Here is a 15,071-nt window from a genome sequence, read left to right as displayed (position 1 = left end):
TATATTAACAGTGTCTTAATGAACTGTTAAAAGTTTTTTAATGTTTTGAGTAAAAGGTTTTGCAATGTATTTTTCTCTTTTTGTGTCAGAGTGTTAAAACATTTTTCTTCATATAAAATTACATCTTTTAAAGCAGCTTGACAAATCTCTTTACCTAGAGGTGTAATTTGTACTAATTTACTTCTCTTATCGTGAAGATTATCCACTCTAATTATATACTCTTTCTCTTCTAATTTTTTGAGAACTTTAGTAATAGCCCCAGAAGTAAAAAGCAATCTTTCATGAAGTTTAGTAGGACTTAAAGTATATTTATTTCCTGATAAAATCAAAGAAGCCAATACATCTAGTTCTGAATTGTTTATATGGTAAGAATCATTTTGTATACTTGTAATCCCCTCCATTATATTTTTATATAACATATAAAAAGGAATAGTTAAATTTATAACATCGTTGTATGTCTCTGAAGATCTTGTTTTATGGTTTTGGATACTTTTTTCTATTTCGTAAATATTCATATATAATGATACTATAATTTGTATAAGATAAACATATAATAAAGTATAAGTACTTTACTAGTAAGATACTTTAAAGTTAAAATAAGTGAATCGATGATAAACTAATATCAATTTAAAATAAGGAAATAATATGAATATAAAGAAAATCATAGTAGGTAGTAGTTTATTAGTCTCTACATTATTTGCAGGTAACTATAATGTAGATGCATCGCATTCAAGTGTTGAATTTAAGATTAAACACATGATGATATCAAATGTAACAGGAACTTTTTCAGACTTCAAAGGGACATTTGAATATGATGAGAAGAACAATACTTTAAAAGAACTTTCTGGTGAAATTATGGTAAATTCAATTGATACAGCAAATGCAAAAAGAGATAAACATCTTGTAGCAGATGATATGTTTCATGCATCAAAGTATCCTACAATCACTTTTAAAGTTACTAAAATTGATGATGAAGATGTATATGGCGATTTTACACTAAGAGGTGTAACAAAAAATATCAAACTAGAACTTGAAAATGGTGGAACTATCAAAGATCCATGGGGGAATTTTAGAGCTGGATTTTCTTTAAGTGGTAAAATCAAAAGATCAGACTTTGGTCTAACTTACAATGATGTTTTAGAAGCAGGTGGTGTAGCTATTGGCGATACAGTAAAACTAAATATCGAAGTTGAAGGTATTAAAACTAAATAGTTTTGCCATAAAAGTAAGAGTAAAAATACTCTTGCTTTTATGATTTATTTGTTAGTTAGTATATCTATTATTTTAAAAGGTGATAGATTGTTTTTTTCTGCTATTTCGTCAATTGTTTTCTCTTCAGCAACTTTTATACCAGCTTTTTCTAATTTTATCTTTGCAAAATCAATATCATCTACAAATAATAAAAATGATTTTTCTATATTTGAAGTAAGTACTGATTCTATTATAAGTCGTTTAGGATTATCTCCTTTTGGGGAATTGGCTGCAAATATTCCTACTGTTAAGAGAGTTAAAATAGATATAGTAAGAAATGTTTTCTTTTTAAAATATTGTTTCATGCTGTTAAAGTTCACGAATACATCTAAAAATACTGCGCCAACAAATACAAGTCCAAGTATCTCGTGCATCTCTTTTGTATATTTATCTAAAATATGAAAATACATCATTATTCCTGTAGTTCCTATTACTATAAACACTAATGTTGTTACAGAAGTGGCAATATCTCTTTTTTGGTTTTTTGTCATTGGTTGATTCCTTGATTTAGATTAAAAATCGTATTATAAAGTAGAATTTTTAACAATATATTAATAGGATATGAATTATTGTAGTATAAAGAGTGATTTATTCTATCCTTAACTTGATTTGTTGTAATATGTCATCAAAATTAATAGGGAAGAATTCAATGTCTCAAGAAAAAAATATTTATATTTTAAGTGATAAAAAAGTTGCAAATACTATCAATTTGCCTATGATAGAGATATCATACCTTCCTTTTGAAATAGATTTTTCACAATATGAAGCACTTGTTTTTACTTCTAGAAATGCAATCAAATCTATAAATAGTTTTAGTGATAGTTGGAAAAAAATACCTTCTTATGTGATAGCTCCTCAAACAGCGAAAACTCTTGAAAAATTAGGTGGAACACTCGAGTATGTTGGTGAAAATGGTCATGGAAATGATTTTGCTAAAGAGATAGAGTGTCAGTTACAAGGGAAAAAAGTTTTATATCTTTGTGGAAAAAAAGTAGTTTCAAATTTATTTGGTATTTTAAATGATAGTGGCGTTTTATGTGAAAAAGAAGTTGTCTATGAAACGATTTGTAAAGAGTATGCACAAAAGCTCACTTTACCAAAAAATTCGATTATTATTTTCTCATCACCATCTACATTGGAGTGTTTTTTTAAAAATATATCTTCTTGGGATACTAGTTATACTGCTATTAGTATAGGAAAAACAACTGCTCAGTATTTTCCAAAAAATATAACTCCACTTATTCCAAATCAGACATCCTTAGATGCCTGTGTGGAGATAGCTTTGGGTATATAAAGATTTTATTCTTCTAATTTAATAAAATCTTCTTTTGTTACACCGCAGTCAGGACAGCACCAGTCTTCTGGTAGATCTTCAAATTTTGTACCTGGTTCAATCCCTCCATCAGGGTCACCAATTTCAGGGTCATATATATACCCACATACTTCACATTCATATTTATCCATTTTAAACTCCTTGATTTTTAACAAGTTATTTTATTTATATAGTCTTAGATAGACTTGAAATATTGTGGGTAATGATTGAACAATATATAAACTAGTTTAACTTTTTTCCGTGTGTAAGAACTTTTAAAAACTTCCAAGACCAAACGATAAATAATACAAGCCAAAAAGTAATAGAAATATCAAATAGAATCATAAAATTCATCCCTAAAGATGCAACAACAGAAACCAACACTCTTACTAATACTACTATTTGAGTCCAAATAAATATAAACTTTGTGAGTTTATTTGCAAACATCATATTTCCAGAATGACCCAATGTCACACGAGTACCAAATCCAATAAGTACAGTAAGTAAAAAACCTAACATCAAACTATGGATATCTAAAGCTAAAAAACTTTTGTCATAAAATAGTTCCATTCCATTTGAGATAGCTGATAGAAAAAATGCTAATGGTACCCAAAATAGAGCGATATGAAGTATGCTTAACATTGGGTTTTGATTTGGGAATGGAAGCTTCCATCTTTTTAACTCTTTTGCTATGTATCCAGCTAAAATTAAATCAACAGCAAAAGAAGAGTTTGTATATATAAGCTCACATACAACATGTAAAGCTAAAAATATCACTACATATTTAACAAAGTTTTTATCTTTATTAAATCTACACTGAGAGAAAAAAGGAATCATTCTTTGAGCTACTGAAAAAGCCAATACAAAAAGATATAAATACACAGATACTTGTACACTAAAGTTTGTAAATGGTGTAACTATAAAAGATATGATTCCTAAGATACCAAAACTTGCACCTGCTAGTATCCAAAAAGCATCGTGTTTGTTTACCACTGTAGATTTTTTATAGATATCAAAGATTGTTTTATATGAGTATAAAAATCCAAGACCAGCTAAAATCATACCTATTTTATACAGTAAATCAGAAAAAATAGCACCGATTAGAAATGAGATACTAGCAAGAACAAATAATATAAATATTTTAATGTATAAAGATTTTAAAACTACAGGGGTAGATAAAAACCTCGGAAAAGTTGTAAATAAAAATGCGAAAAATGCAGGAGTCAAAAAGAGATAAATGAGTCCAAAAGCATGAAAGTTCACAATATCTACACTAAAAGGTAAAACTCCTTTATATGAAAGCATGAACATAAGCATAAAAATAATTGCATTGATAAAACTCAATACAAAAAATGGCTGGTGGGGTTGAGATAAGAAATAACTATTTTTCAAAAGTAGACCTTTTTAACGATTTATTTTGAAATGGTATCACAAGTTTAAATGATAATACTTATCATAGGTTAAGAATAAAGAATAATTTACTCAAAAGCCCTATAAAAATCCCTAAGTTTATTTTGTGCTGTAGTTATATCTATCTCTTCAAATTTTATGGTTCCACCAATTTTCATTTGTGCTAGCTTAAAACAGTCTATACTTAAAACTGTTCCTATTTTAGGATAGCCTCCTATAGTTTGTCTCTCTTTTAGTAAAATGATGGGTTGACCATCTTTTGGTATTTGGATGCTTCCAAAACTAATGGCTTCAGAGATGATACCATCTAAAGAAGAGTTGATTGGTTCACCTTTTAGTTTACAAGCCATTCTGTTAAAGTCAGGTGTAATAGTATAAGAAGAGTTGAAGAATTTTTCTTTCTCATAAGTAGAAAAACTACTCTCTTGGTATGAAAGTAAAACTCGAAGTGTTAACTCTTTTTCATATTTAGGTATGTGTTTGGTATGCCATCTATTTAAAATTTCATCGTTGTTTTTTGTATATGGTAGGATGTTGCCATTTTTGATTTGGATGCCAGAAATTCCACCTAAAGACTCTTTCATTGTTGTAGAGTTACTCCCAAATTCTTTTTTTATATTAAAACCATGTTTGACAGCTAAATAGACTCTTTGACCATCTATAATTTTACCTATTTTTATACTATCACCTTTATGTATTTTATGTACTTGCCAAGTGTTTTGTAAAATATCATTTATAGAAAACTCACAAGATGCTCCTGTGATGCAAATATTTGTGTCTTCATTTGCCAATAATTCAAAGTTTGAAAATGTAATTTCTAAAATATTTGTATCTAAGTCATTACCCAATAATTTATGTGCACTTAAACTTGCATATTCATCCATCACACCTGAGTTTGTTACACCTAGATGTGTAAATGAAAATCTTCCTCTATCTTGTATTGTTGTGAATAAACCTGCTTTTATAACCTCAAAACTCAAGAACTCCTCCTTGTTGTAAAAACTCATCTTTTGAAATAGGATTAAATTTTATTTTTGATTCGATTGTAATAGGGGACAAAGCTTCGAGACTCTTATCAAAAAGTTCAAATGTTGTTTTCCCTAATATATTCCATCCCCCAGGGGAGTTTTGTGGATAAATTGCAGTTTGATTATCTGCAATAGCTACGGAGCCTTTCGGTATTTTTTTTCTTGGTGTTGAAAGTCTAGGGGTAATGATCTTTTCATTTACAGATGCCATATATGCAAAGCCTGGTAAAAAACCTATGGCATAAACATCATAAAGCTTTGCACTATGAATTTCGATAACCTCTTGGATTGATATATTTGCTTTTGTTGCTACTCTTTGTAAGTCCAGTCCAACTTCTTCACCATAATAAACATCTACTGTTATAATCTCTGAATCATTTTTATTTTCTATTTGTATATTTTTTAGCAAATCATTTAAATATACTTGAATATCTTCAAAGGTATATTTAAAAATATCATAAGTAACTAATATAGAGTTATAAGAGGGAATTATCTCTATAAGATAAGGGCTGTTTAAATCTTTTAGTACTTTATAGGCTGACTTTACTTGATTTGAATTCTCTTTAGAGATAACATCTCCAAAATATATTATGATCGAATCAACAGATGCTAGTTTAATTTCCATTCTTAAAGTACTTTTTTGAGTGCCTTTATAAATGATAGAGCATTTTCTCCATCACCATGAACACAAATTGTATCAGCTTTTATAGGGAGTTTTTTCCCATTTATACTTTTTATATAACCATCTTTTGATAGTATTTTTACTCGAGATATTACATCTTCTTCATTGTGCACAACTGCATTAGTTTGTGTCCTGGAAACTAAGCTACCATCATCATTGTAGTTTCTGTCTGCAAATACTTCATACAGTAATTCTATATCATAAAATGAAGCGATATTTTCAAATCTTTCATAATCAGGTGTTGATAAAATCATAAGTTTAATTGTTTTATCAAAAGATGCAATAGCTCTTAAAATAGATTTGAAAATGTTTTCATCTTTCATCATATCATTATATAAAGCACCATGTGGCTTCACATATGATATGTTAGTATTATGTACTTTACAAAAACTACTTAATGCACCAATTTGATAAAGTATAATAGCACTAATCTCTTCCTCTGTACAAGCAATACTTCGTCTTCCAAATCCAACTAAATCTTGATATGAAGGATGTGCTCCAATAGTTACATTGTGTTTTACAGCAAGTTCTACAGATTTATTCATAGTAGTACTATCAGAGCTGTGAAAACCACAAGCTAAGTTTGCCATATTAATATATGGCATGATTAGGTCATCTTCACCCATTTTCCAGATACCGAAGCTTTCCCCCATATCACAATTTAATTTTATCATCTCTTTACCTTCATCATTTGTTATTTTCTTATTTTATCATATTTACTATTGAATCATCTGATTAGGTAAGTAATAAACAATTTCTGGAAAAAATGTAATTGCCATTACTGTAATAATCATCATAATAAAAAATGGAAAAGTTGCTTTTAATATTGTCTCAATCTTTTCATTGGATATGCTCTGAATGACAAAGAGCGAAAATCCAACAGGTGGAGTTATCTGTGCCATCTCAACCATAAACACTAAAAATACTCCAAACCACAATGGATCATAACCTGCTAGTATCACAATAGGTAAAACAATAGGTAAAGTCATAACAACAATAGATATAGCTTCAAGAATCATACCTAGAATAATGTACATGATACCAATAAGTAAAATTAACATTAATGGAGTTAGTCCAAGACTAGTGATAAACTCACTCATAGCACGAGCAATTCCTAAAAATCCAATCACCTGAGATAAAAATACAGCTCCTGCAATAATAAAACTAATCATAGCTGAAGTAACTACAGCATTTAATGTAGCAGTTTTAAATATTTCCCATGAAAAACTTTTAAAATAAATCGCTAAAATAATTGCACCTAAAACACCTAAAGCAGCAGCTTCTGTTGGTGTAGCAAGACCACCATAAATAGAACCTAAAATCACTGTAATTAAAGAAAATACAGGAAGTAAATCTTTTAATGAAGCAAATTTTTGTGACCATGTAAATGTCTCTTTTATTTCTGGTTCTACACTTGGATCAATTTTCGCAGCAGCCATAATATAAAATGAATATAATGTTGCAAGTAAAAGTCCTGGTAAAAGACCAGCAACAAATAGTTTACCAATAGATACATCAGCCAATACTCCATAAATAATCATAATTAGTGATGGTGGTATTAAAAAACCTAAAGTTCCAGCACCTGCTAAAGAACCCATCGCAATTGATTTTGAGTATCCTCTTTTTTCTAACTCATCTAGTGTAATCTTACCAACAGTTGCTGTTGTAGCAGCACTTGATCCAGATACGGCTGCAAATAGTGAACATGCTGCAACATTTACATGTAATAAACCACCTGGAATATATGCTAACCATGGTTTAAGACCATTTAACAATCTTGTAGATATAGAAGATTTATATAAAATTTCACCCATTAAAATAAACATAGGTAAAGCTGCTAGTGACCATGAATTTAAAGCATCATATAAAGAACCAGCCAATAAATCACCGATTTTTGTATATACACTGATTACTGGAGGAAGATTATGATCAAATAAGAGCATCCCTACAATACCTGTGATGATTAAAGAAACTCCAATCCATACTGATGAAAGTAATAATGCAAACATTATTACCATAATTACCGCTGATAATATTAGTGGATCTGAAATCATTTTTCATCCTTTTTAAACATAAATGCTATAACTGCTAAAATAAATAATGCAATCCCTATAGGCATAGCTAGTTGTGTTAAATAAAGTGGTGTTTCTGAAACAGCTTCCGATAACATCTCTAGTTCATAAGAGTCATAAGTAAATAGTATTGTTCGGTATAATATAAATAATAATACAAGAATAGTAATAATAGATGCAACCATATCAATAATACTATTTGTACCTTTACCTAATTTTGAAGTGATAATATTGATACGAATGTGCCCATTTTGAGTGAAGGTATAGGCTAAACCTAAAAAGATTGAAGCTAAATACAAATACCCACTGTATTCATCTGCAATCATTGTAGACTTATCAAAGAAGTATCTTAAAAAAATCTCAGTTAAAATTAGACAAACCAATCCTACAAGTAAAGCTCCAGATAAAAAAGCTCCCCCTTTGGAGAGCTTATTTATAAAATTTGTGAAAGTATTCATTATGCTTACTTTCTATATTCTTTAAAAATATTTTTGATTTGAGAGTTTGCTCCATCTAAATATTTTTCTAATAAATCGTCCGCAATTTTGTCTAATTCTGCTTTTAATTCAGGTGAAGCTTCTGTTACACTCATTCCATTTTTACTTAATGTTTCTAGTGCAATTTTATTTTCTTCTTTAGAGATAGCCCATTGAATTTTTTCAATCTCAGAAGCTGCTTTTAACATAGCTTTTTGTTGCTCTTTTGTTAAACTTTTCCAGTAGTCTAAATTAATAGTAACTGCTTGTAAAGGGTATGCATAGTTGATTTTTGTGTAGTTACTTAATACTTCCCAAAATTTACCATCTTTTCCTGAAGCAGATGATGTAATAACAGAGTTTACCATACCTGTTCTAAGTGAAGAATATACTTCTCCCCAAGGAAGTGCAACAGCATTTCCACCTGCTTGATTTACAAAAGCAGCAGAGTTTTTATCGTATGTTCTTGTTTTAGCACCTTTGAAATCAGAAATAGATGTCATGCTTTTATTTGAATAAAATCCAGATGGTGGCCAAGTTACACTATATAGTAGTTTTTGATTCCATTTCTTAGCTGTTTTTTCATAAGCTGGTTTAGAGATTTGATATAGTCTATATGCGTCATCGTATGATTGTGCAATAAATGGTAATGCAGAGATTCCAAATACTTTTCCTCCTCCTGATGTAAATGGTATAAACATATCAGTCATCGCAACTGTACCATCTTTTACTGCTTTAAGAGGATTACCTTTTATGAGTGAAGAACCTGCATGAACAGTAATATCAACACTACCTTTAGAATAGTCATTAACTAGTGTAGCAAATTTCTCTGCACCTTTAGTGTGGAAATTATTTGCACCATATTTTGCATTTAAGTCCATCTTGATATTACCAGCTAATAGTGTAGCTGCTAGCCCTGTGATTAGTAAACTTTGTTTTAACATTTTATACTCCTTGAAATGTCTATTTCAAAGAGTATCTTATGAAGGTGTGTAATTGGTGAGTTTTTTTAGTTTATTTAAAAGTTTCTAGTTTATAGCCAGTTTGTGGGATATTTTGTATTAATTCTAAAGGTAACTTTTGTCGTAGTTCTTTGATGAAAGTCTTTAAAGCACTCATACTCATTGATTTATCTTTCCAAATATACTCTTCGATTTGTTCGTAGTTTAAAATTTTATTATCATGTAAGAAGATTAGAAATTCGATTTCCCTTTTTCTAAGTATTATCTCTTCATTGTTATAAAATAATTTATATTGTTGTACATCAAAATAACAATCAATAGAAAAAAAGATATTTTTAGTAAGTTTATCTCCTAGTCCTTTGATGATACCTGTGAGAAGGTTATCAGAATTGATTGGTTTTAAAATATAATGATTTACATTGAGATTTATCAAATCTAAAAGATACTCTTCATTTGAGTATGCTGTAACCATGATAATAATTGTATTTATATCATTTTTTCTAATAAGTTGTATTAGTTCTATACCATTTTTATATGGCATCTCAATATCACTTATTACAATATCTGGTTTATATTCTAAATATAAATCATATCCATCTTCACCATTGCTAGCTTCTAAAACATCGTCGAAGTAGTACTTCAAAGTGTTTACAAGTCTTTTTCTTATACCATCTTCATCTTCTACACATAAAATGGTATATTTTTTGAGTTGATTGAGTATAGTTTCATCCATTGCTTTTCTCCACAATTACTTTAAATAAGGCACCATCTTGATGATTTTCAACAGTAAGTTCACCATTCATATTTTTTTCTATAATCATTTTTGACATATATAAACCAAGTCCCGTACCTTTTGAACTCTCTTTTGTAGTAAAATATGGTTCAAATATTAAATCTAAATGTTCCTCATTTACACCACCTGCATTGTCATGAACTGTTACGATAACATTTTTATCATCTATATCAATACAGATATTTATTTTTGGATTTTTTATCTTTCTTTGGTTAAGGATATCTTTTGCATTTGAGATAAGATTTAGCATTACTTGTGCAAACTCTCTTTCATATCCATTGATTACGCAGTTACAATATACTTTTTTATAGAGATCAATTTGATAACTTTTAATAGAAGCTCCAGCAAGTGATATTGCTTCATTACAGGCATTGTCGACATAAAATTTTACTTTCTTTTTATCTGGTTTGAAAAAGTTTCTAAAGTCATCAATAGTATTTGACATAAATTGAATAATTTTATTTGAATCATCAATGCTTGACTTTAAAAGAGTATCATCTAGTTTTTTGAATCTATTTGCAGTTTCAAGCTCCATTAAAATAGCAGAAATTTCACTAAGAGGTTGTCTCCATTGATGTGCTATCATAGAAAGCATTGCACCCATTCTAGCTAGTCGTGATTGGTGTAACATAGCTCTATCTTTCTTTTTTACTTCATTGATTGCTTTTGTGATTCTTTTCTCAAGATTTTTATTTATATCTTGAAGTTCAAACTCTTTTTTCTCGACACTTTGTTTATAATTTGAAAATACATTATTAATCTTTTTTGATATGAGAAATGATAAAATTCCTGTAATAAGTATAATTAAACTAGAAATCAATAAAACTTGTGTGATATATTTGTCAATTCTTTTTTTAAGTATTTTTTTGTTTTGCCTAATAGAAGCTTCAATATCGTCTATGTAAAGACCAGCTCCTATGACCCAATTGAATTTTTTGTAAAGTCTGAAAAAACCAAGTTTATTTGAAAAATGTAGCTCTTTAGGTTTTTGCCAAGAATATTCTATAAATACTCCATTTGGTTCTTTTAGTGTTTTATCAATAAACTTTTTGGTGATTTGTGTTCCTCTTGCATCTTCGAGTTTACTATCTTCAAGACCTATTTGATTTTGCCTAAAAGGGTGAGCTATCAAATAATAATTTGTATCGTGTATCCAAACATATCCATGTTTTTCATATCTGATAGTTTCTATATAATCTATTAATCTTTTTTTTACTTCTTTTTCACTTAGATTTTGATTACTTTTGGTGTGATGTTCTATGTAGTTGATAATATGATTTATCTCTTTTTTAAGAATATTTTTTTGTTTTTGGAGATACTCCATTTCTACTCGAAGACTCTCATCTTCAAAGTAATCATGTTGTTGTTTAACAAAGAAATAAATCGTAAAAAAAGCCCCAAGCAGCACTGTGATAACGGGTGTTAAAATGATAAGTCTTGGGATATTTTTTTCAGTAAACACAAGTTCTCCTTCAATTATCACATAGTTTACTCAAAAAAAGTGAGTTTAGGGTGAGTTTTTAATAGTATGTTTTTCTTTATAATTTTTATATATACCATAGAGTGTAATAAATATCCAAAAAACCTCGATGATAAAAGAACCAAGATTAAAATGAACACATAAAGAGATCAGTAGTAGAACTGCACCTATTAGGTTTATGAGTTGAAATTTTAATGACTGAGTATCGTAAGTACCTGTTTGAAGTAAGAAGTAGGCGAAAACGATAAAAATCATCCCCACAAACCCTATAACTTGAAATATATCTAAACTAGCTATCATGAAAATTTCTACAAATTATACAATAGCTGTGATAGTAACAGTAAAGTCCAAATCACATCCAGCAAGAGGGTGATTATAATCTACAGTAACCTCTTCACCAGTAACTTCTGTAACAGTTGCTTTTACAACTTCGCCACTTTCAGTATCAGCTTCTAAAACCATACCTATTTGGAGGTCAATTCCTTCAAAAGCTTCAATTGGGGCAACTTCAGATAACTCTTCATTGTACTCTCCATAACCCTCTTTAGCTGGAACTTTTAACTGTTTTGTTTCACCTTCATTCATATCTTCGATTCTTTTTTCAAGACCAGGGATAAGTTCTCCTGTACCATAAGTAAATTCGATAGGGTCTGTTCCTAGATTGCTATCTACGATTTCATCATTGATTTTTAGTTCGTAGTTTAATTTGATCATTTGGTTTTTTTTGATTGCCATATTTTGCCTTTGTATTTATAGGGTATCATAGCCAAAATTTATAATAAAATAAATAAATTTTTTGATACATAATTTCAATTTAATATAAAAATACTACAATTTATTTTTTTAAGGAGTTTTGATGATAGAGTTAACAAATTTATATATGTTTATAGTAGCCTCATTTATACTATGTTTGGTTCCTGGTCCTGATAATATTTATGTATTAACTCAAGGGATAAAGAAAAGTAAAAAAGCTGCTATTGTCACCACTTTAGGACTTACAACAGGATTGATAGTACATACAAGTGCAGCTGCTTTTGGTATCTCTGTTATTTTTCAAACTTCCCAATTAGCTTTTGATATTCTAAAATATGCTGGTGCTTTTTATCTACTCTATCTTGGATATCAAGCTTTTAAATATCGAGATGAACCTTTGGATTTAAGAGTGCAAAACTCTTCTTCCGAATTAAAAAAGCTTTATAAAAAAGGATTTGTTATGAATATTTTAAATCCTAAAGTCTCTCTATTTTTTTTAGCTTTTCTTCCTCAGTTTGTGACTTTGGAAAATGGAAATATTCCTTTACAGATGATAATATTGGGTCTTATATTTATGCTTATGACTATCATAGTTTTTTCAGGAATTGGTATTTCAGGTAATATACTAAGTAAAAAACTACTTGAAAAACAAAATATTGTAAAATATATGAATATTTTAACCTCTTTTATCCTTGTTAGTTTAGGGTTAAAACTAGCTTTCTCTTCTCGCTAAAATTCGCTTTGGTGTTTTCTCTTTCTAAATTTTAATTGAGAGAGTGCAACTCCTGTTAGGATTACAGCACTGGCTATAAGTTCTAAAGCTGTTAGTTTTTCATCTAAAATAAAAAAAGCAAGTATCATAGTAAAAATAGGGATCAAATATATAAACATAGATGCTTTTGATGCATCTATTTTAGTAAGTGCAAAGTTATAAAGTCCATATCCTCCAAGTGTTACAACTACACCCAAATAAAACAAACAAGCTACTGCATTAGTAGTAAAGTTCATATCTGTTGTAGAAAACTCATAGATAAAAAAGGGGAAGAAAAATATTGCACCTATAAAAGCTTGCATCGCAGTTATAAATATAGCAGAAAACTTCGATACTAAATAACGCACCACAATAGTATATCCAGCTGCACAAATCATCGCGCAAAATTCTAAAAAGTTTCCCAGTAGTGGATTGGGTGAGGTTACTGTACTAGTAGCTTGTACACTTAACCAAATAGCACCAAATACTGCGATGAGCGAACCAAATAGTAATTGTTTTGATATGATCTCTTTTAAAAAATATCCTGCTGCCATTGCTGTTAGTATTGGCATAAGTGATGTTATCATTCCTGCTTGTGATGCAGATGTATAAAGTAGGGCTTTTGCTTCAAACACAAAATATAAACATGGCTCAAAAAAAGCAAAAAGTATGATGAGTTGAATATCTTTTTTTGTAAAATCATATTTTAAAAAATCTTTAATAAAATATATAAAACAAAGTGAAGCTATAAGCATACGAAAAAATATAACAGTAAATTCACCTAGGTCAGCCATAGCTGCTTTTAAAGCAATAAAAGAACTTCCCCATATAAACATAGCGAAAATTATAGATACCAATCCTAAAAGATTAAAGTTTTGTGATTTTGTCAAATTGCACCTCTTTTTAAATAAGGCGGGAGTATACTCTTTTAAAATTTTATGTCAAGAGTTTTGAATAAATTAAAACTGACAAAATATTTTTTGTTAAAAAGGAATCTCATCGGAAACATTATCATATTCAATATCAATATCTAAAAATCTTGTATTTAAATTATACATTACTAAATTTTGTTTTTCTTTTGAGATATTAATAAAAAAATTAGTAAATTGATGAATTATATCAGTTGATGAATTCCTATTTCTATAGGTATAATTACCTTCAATAAAAACCCTCAATAAGTGTTTTACATTTACATAATCTTCCAACATAGTTTTTTTATTAAGCTCTTCAAGATTTTGAATAATGTCATCTATATCCATTTTCAGTATTGATGAGCTTTTAATACTACTTAAGTTATTTGTAATTAAATCTGCAAGTTCTTGATATATTAGTTTTTCGTCATGTGAAAATAACTTTGTTATATCATTGGTATCTAGCATTTTATTTTTTACTTCTTCAAAAGAATTTATTCTATCAATATAATCTATTTTAATCATTGATTTCAAAATACTTTTATATTTAAAAGAAGCATCTATATGATGTAAAATATCTTCAAAAAGTTTTCCTATAAAGAATATTTCAGTTTTATGGTCATACTTATGTTCTTTAAATTCACTAGGTATCTGATTCCCAATCCAATTAATGCTGATACTTTTGTTATTATCCTCTTCAAATTTTATTTCTTTACCAAAACCAAAATCAATAATTTTTACATTGGAGTTATTATCAACCATAATATTTAAGTTTCTAATATCCCTGTGTAGTATTTTATTTTTTTCTAAATATATAAATCCATTTATTGTTTGCTCAAAAATAGAGTTTATATCTTCTGGATATTTCTTTAAATAAGATAGTATATCACTACCTTCAATATGTTCCATCATGATATATCCCACATAATTATCAGGATATAAATAATAATTAAAAACTCTAACAATGTTTTTATGATAAAGTAGATGTAATAATTTAATTTCATTAATAAAGTTTTTAAAATATTCTTCTTTTTCAATCCCTTTTAATGGAGAATATTTTTTACAAACAAATTCATGACCAATATCATTATCTTGAAGTAGATATGTTTTACCAAAGGCTCCATTTCCTAGTTCTTTGATTAATTCAAAATCCCTTTGTTTAATAAACTCTATAATTTTTTTACTCATTT

19 protein-coding genes are annotated in these 15,071 nt (G+C 28.7%); 3 read left to right on the top strand and 16 right to left on the bottom strand.

The genetic code is table 11. The features are described from left to right. Positions 1-26: 26 nt before the first annotated feature. Positions 27-515, bottom strand: coding sequence for a MarR family winged helix-turn-helix transcriptional regulator (locus ACMCMH_RS01135; protein ID WP_412726257.1), 489 nt, complete (start codon positions 513-515; stop codon positions 27-29). Positions 516-645: 130 nt separating this feature from the next. On the opposite strand from ACMCMH_RS01135, the gene ACMCMH_RS01130 reads away from it, so the two are divergent. Then, complete coding sequence (locus ACMCMH_RS01130) at positions 646-1,212, top strand: YceI family protein (RefSeq protein ID WP_412726255.1); 567 nt, start codon at positions 646-648, stop codon at positions 1,210-1,212. Between the two features lie 44 nt (positions 1,213-1,256). Here ACMCMH_RS01130 and ACMCMH_RS01125 read toward each other — a convergent pair whose 3' ends face one another. Beyond that, positions 1,257-1,742, bottom strand: coding sequence for a DUF4405 domain-containing protein (locus tag ACMCMH_RS01125; RefSeq protein WP_412726253.1), 486 nt, complete (start codon positions 1,740-1,742; stop codon positions 1,257-1,259). 158 nt (positions 1,743-1,900) lie between these two features. Between ACMCMH_RS01125 and ACMCMH_RS01120 the strand changes: the two genes are divergently transcribed. Next, positions 1,901-2,545, top strand: coding sequence for a uroporphyrinogen-III synthase (locus ACMCMH_RS01120; RefSeq protein ID WP_412726251.1), 645 nt, complete (start codon positions 1,901-1,903; stop codon positions 2,543-2,545). A 5-nt stretch (positions 2,546-2,550) separates the two neighbouring features. On the opposite strand, the gene rd is transcribed toward ACMCMH_RS01120, so the two are convergent. From rd to ACMCMH_RS01060, 12 genes are all read right to left on the bottom strand, one after another. Then, the gene (rd, locus tag ACMCMH_RS01115) at positions 2,551-2,715 is read right to left on the bottom strand and encodes a rubredoxin (RefSeq protein ID WP_412726249.1); all 165 of its coding nucleotides are present in this window, start codon (positions 2,713-2,715) and stop codon (positions 2,551-2,553) included. A 91-nt stretch (positions 2,716-2,806) separates the two neighbouring features. Beyond that, positions 2,807-3,955 carry an NnrS family protein gene (locus ACMCMH_RS01110; protein WP_412726247.1) on the bottom strand — a complete coding sequence of 383 codons (1,149 nt, stop codon included), beginning with the start codon at positions 3,953-3,955 and terminating at the stop codon, positions 2,807-2,809. An 86-nt stretch (positions 3,956-4,041) separates the two neighbouring features. Further along, positions 4,042-4,953: a biotin-dependent carboxyltransferase family protein gene (locus ACMCMH_RS01105; RefSeq protein WP_412726245.1), complete on the bottom strand. Its 912-nt coding sequence runs from the start codon at positions 4,951-4,953 to the stop codon at positions 4,042-4,044. Next, the gene (gene pxpB / locus ACMCMH_RS01100; RefSeq protein WP_412726243.1) at positions 4,943-5,626 is read right to left on the bottom strand and encodes a 5-oxoprolinase subunit PxpB; all 684 of its coding nucleotides are present in this window, start codon (positions 5,624-5,626) and stop codon (positions 4,943-4,945) included. Before pxpB ends, ACMCMH_RS01105 begins: the two co-directional genes overlap by 11 nt. Positions 5,627-5,628: 2 nt before the next feature. Further along, positions 5,629-6,357, bottom strand: a complete 729-nt coding sequence (locus ACMCMH_RS01095) for a 5-oxoprolinase subunit PxpA (RefSeq protein WP_412726241.1) — start codon at positions 6,355-6,357, stop codon at positions 5,629-5,631. A 45-nt stretch (positions 6,358-6,402) separates the two neighbouring features. After that, positions 6,403-7,737 carry a TRAP transporter large permease gene (locus tag ACMCMH_RS01090; protein ID WP_412726239.1) on the bottom strand — a complete coding sequence of 445 codons (1,335 nt, stop codon included), beginning with the start codon at positions 7,735-7,737 and terminating at the stop codon, positions 6,403-6,405. Further along, positions 7,734-8,213, bottom strand: a complete 480-nt coding sequence (locus tag ACMCMH_RS01085; protein WP_412726237.1) for a TRAP transporter small permease subunit — start codon at positions 8,211-8,213, stop codon at positions 7,734-7,736. Before ACMCMH_RS01085 ends, ACMCMH_RS01090 begins: the two co-directional genes overlap by 4 nt. A 5-nt stretch (positions 8,214-8,218) precedes the next feature. Beyond that, the gene (locus tag ACMCMH_RS01080) at positions 8,219-9,175 is read right to left on the bottom strand and encodes a TRAP transporter substrate-binding protein (protein ID WP_412726235.1); all 957 of its coding nucleotides are present in this window, start codon (positions 9,173-9,175) and stop codon (positions 8,219-8,221) included. A gap of 70 nt (positions 9,176-9,245) precedes the next feature. Beyond that, positions 9,246-9,926 carry a response regulator transcription factor gene (locus ACMCMH_RS01075; protein WP_412726233.1) on the bottom strand — a complete coding sequence of 227 codons (681 nt, stop codon included), beginning with the start codon at positions 9,924-9,926 and terminating at the stop codon, positions 9,246-9,248. Next, positions 9,919-11,448 (bottom strand): cache domain-containing protein, encoded by a 1,530-nt coding sequence (locus tag ACMCMH_RS01070; RefSeq protein WP_412726231.1) that lies wholly within the window; start codon positions 11,446-11,448, stop codon positions 9,919-9,921. The genes ACMCMH_RS01075 and ACMCMH_RS01070 overlap by 8 nt, the downstream gene beginning before the upstream one ends. 45 nt (positions 11,449-11,493) lie before the next feature. Further along, entirely contained in the window at positions 11,494-11,766 is a 273-nt protein-coding gene (locus tag ACMCMH_RS01065; RefSeq protein WP_412726229.1) for a CBU_0592 family membrane protein, read from the bottom strand. 15 nt (positions 11,767-11,781) lie between these two features. Beyond that, the gene (locus ACMCMH_RS01060) at positions 11,782-12,201 is read right to left on the bottom strand and encodes an FKBP-type peptidyl-prolyl cis-trans isomerase (RefSeq protein ID WP_412726227.1); all 420 of its coding nucleotides are present in this window, start codon (positions 12,199-12,201) and stop codon (positions 11,782-11,784) included. 121 nt (positions 12,202-12,322) lie between these two features. On the opposite strand from ACMCMH_RS01060, the gene ACMCMH_RS01055 reads away from it, so the two are divergent. Continuing rightward, a complete protein-coding gene (locus tag ACMCMH_RS01055) occupies positions 12,323-12,952 on the top strand; it encodes a LysE family translocator (RefSeq protein WP_412726225.1) in 630 nt (209 codons plus the stop codon). Here the strand turns inward: ACMCMH_RS01055 and ACMCMH_RS01050 are convergent. Both ACMCMH_RS01050 and ACMCMH_RS01045 read right to left on the bottom strand, forming a co-directional pair. After that, the gene (locus tag ACMCMH_RS01050) at positions 12,949-13,860 is read right to left on the bottom strand and encodes a DMT family transporter (RefSeq protein ID WP_412726223.1); all 912 of its coding nucleotides are present in this window, start codon (positions 13,858-13,860) and stop codon (positions 12,949-12,951) included. The genes ACMCMH_RS01055 and ACMCMH_RS01050 overlap by 4 nt on opposite strands. A gap of 93 nt (positions 13,861-13,953) precedes the next feature. After that, a complete protein-coding gene (locus ACMCMH_RS01045) occupies positions 13,954-15,069 on the bottom strand; it encodes a protein kinase domain-containing protein (protein WP_412726221.1) in 1,116 nt (371 codons plus the stop codon). Between the last annotated feature and the right edge of the window lie 2 nt (positions 15,070-15,071).

This window comes from Arcobacter sp. 15-2 (assembly GCF_047159865.1).
Lineage (GTDB): Bacteria > Campylobacterota > Campylobacteria > Campylobacterales > Arcobacteraceae > JAIOSF01.
This window is presented reverse-complemented; position numbering and strand designations above follow the sequence as displayed.

Excerpts from the sequence above, each read along its gene's own strand:
- ACMCMH_RS01135 (WP_412726257.1), bottom strand. The coding sequence starts at position 515 with ATGAATATTTACGAAATAGAAAAAAGTATCCAAAACCATAAAACAAGA.
- ACMCMH_RS01130 (WP_412726255.1), top strand. The coding sequence starts at position 646 with ATGAATATAAAGAAAATCATAGTAGGTAGTAGTTTATTAGTCTCTACA.
- ACMCMH_RS01125 (WP_412726253.1), bottom strand. The coding sequence starts at position 1,742 with ATGACAAAAAACCAAAAAAGAGATATTGCCACTTCTGTAACAACATTA.
- ACMCMH_RS01120 (WP_412726251.1), top strand. The coding sequence starts at position 1,901 with ATGTCTCAAGAAAAAAATATTTATATTTTAAGTGATAAAAAAGTTGCA.
- rd (WP_412726249.1), bottom strand. The coding sequence starts at position 2,715 with ATGGATAAATATGAATGTGAAGTATGTGGGTATATATATGACCCTGAA.
- pxpB (WP_412726243.1), bottom strand. The coding sequence starts at position 5,626 with ATGGAAATTAAACTAGCATCTGTTGATTCGATCATAATATATTTTGGA.
- ACMCMH_RS01095 (WP_412726241.1), bottom strand. The coding sequence starts at position 6,357 with ATGATAAAATTAAATTGTGATATGGGGGAAAGCTTCGGTATCTGGAAA.
- ACMCMH_RS01090 (WP_412726239.1), bottom strand. The coding sequence starts at position 7,737 with ATGATTTCAGATCCACTAATATTATCAGCGGTAATTATGGTAATAATG.
- ACMCMH_RS01085 (WP_412726237.1), bottom strand. The coding sequence starts at position 8,213 with ATGAATACTTTCACAAATTTTATAAATAAGCTCTCCAAAGGGGGAGCT.
- ACMCMH_RS01080 (WP_412726235.1), bottom strand. The coding sequence starts at position 9,175 with ATGTTAAAACAAAGTTTACTAATCACAGGGCTAGCAGCTACACTATTA.
- ACMCMH_RS01075 (WP_412726233.1), bottom strand. The coding sequence starts at position 9,926 with ATGGATGAAACTATACTCAATCAACTCAAAAAATATACCATTTTATGT.
- ACMCMH_RS01065 (WP_412726229.1), bottom strand. The coding sequence starts at position 11,766 with ATGATAGCTAGTTTAGATATATTTCAAGTTATAGGGTTTGTGGGGATG.
- ACMCMH_RS01060 (WP_412726227.1), bottom strand. The coding sequence starts at position 12,201 with ATGGCAATCAAAAAAAACCAAATGATCAAATTAAACTACGAACTAAAA.
- ACMCMH_RS01055 (WP_412726225.1), top strand. The coding sequence starts at position 12,323 with ATGATAGAGTTAACAAATTTATATATGTTTATAGTAGCCTCATTTATA.
- ACMCMH_RS01045 (WP_412726221.1), bottom strand. The coding sequence starts at position 15,069 with ATGAGTAAAAAAATTATAGAGTTTATTAAACAAAGGGATTTTGAATTA.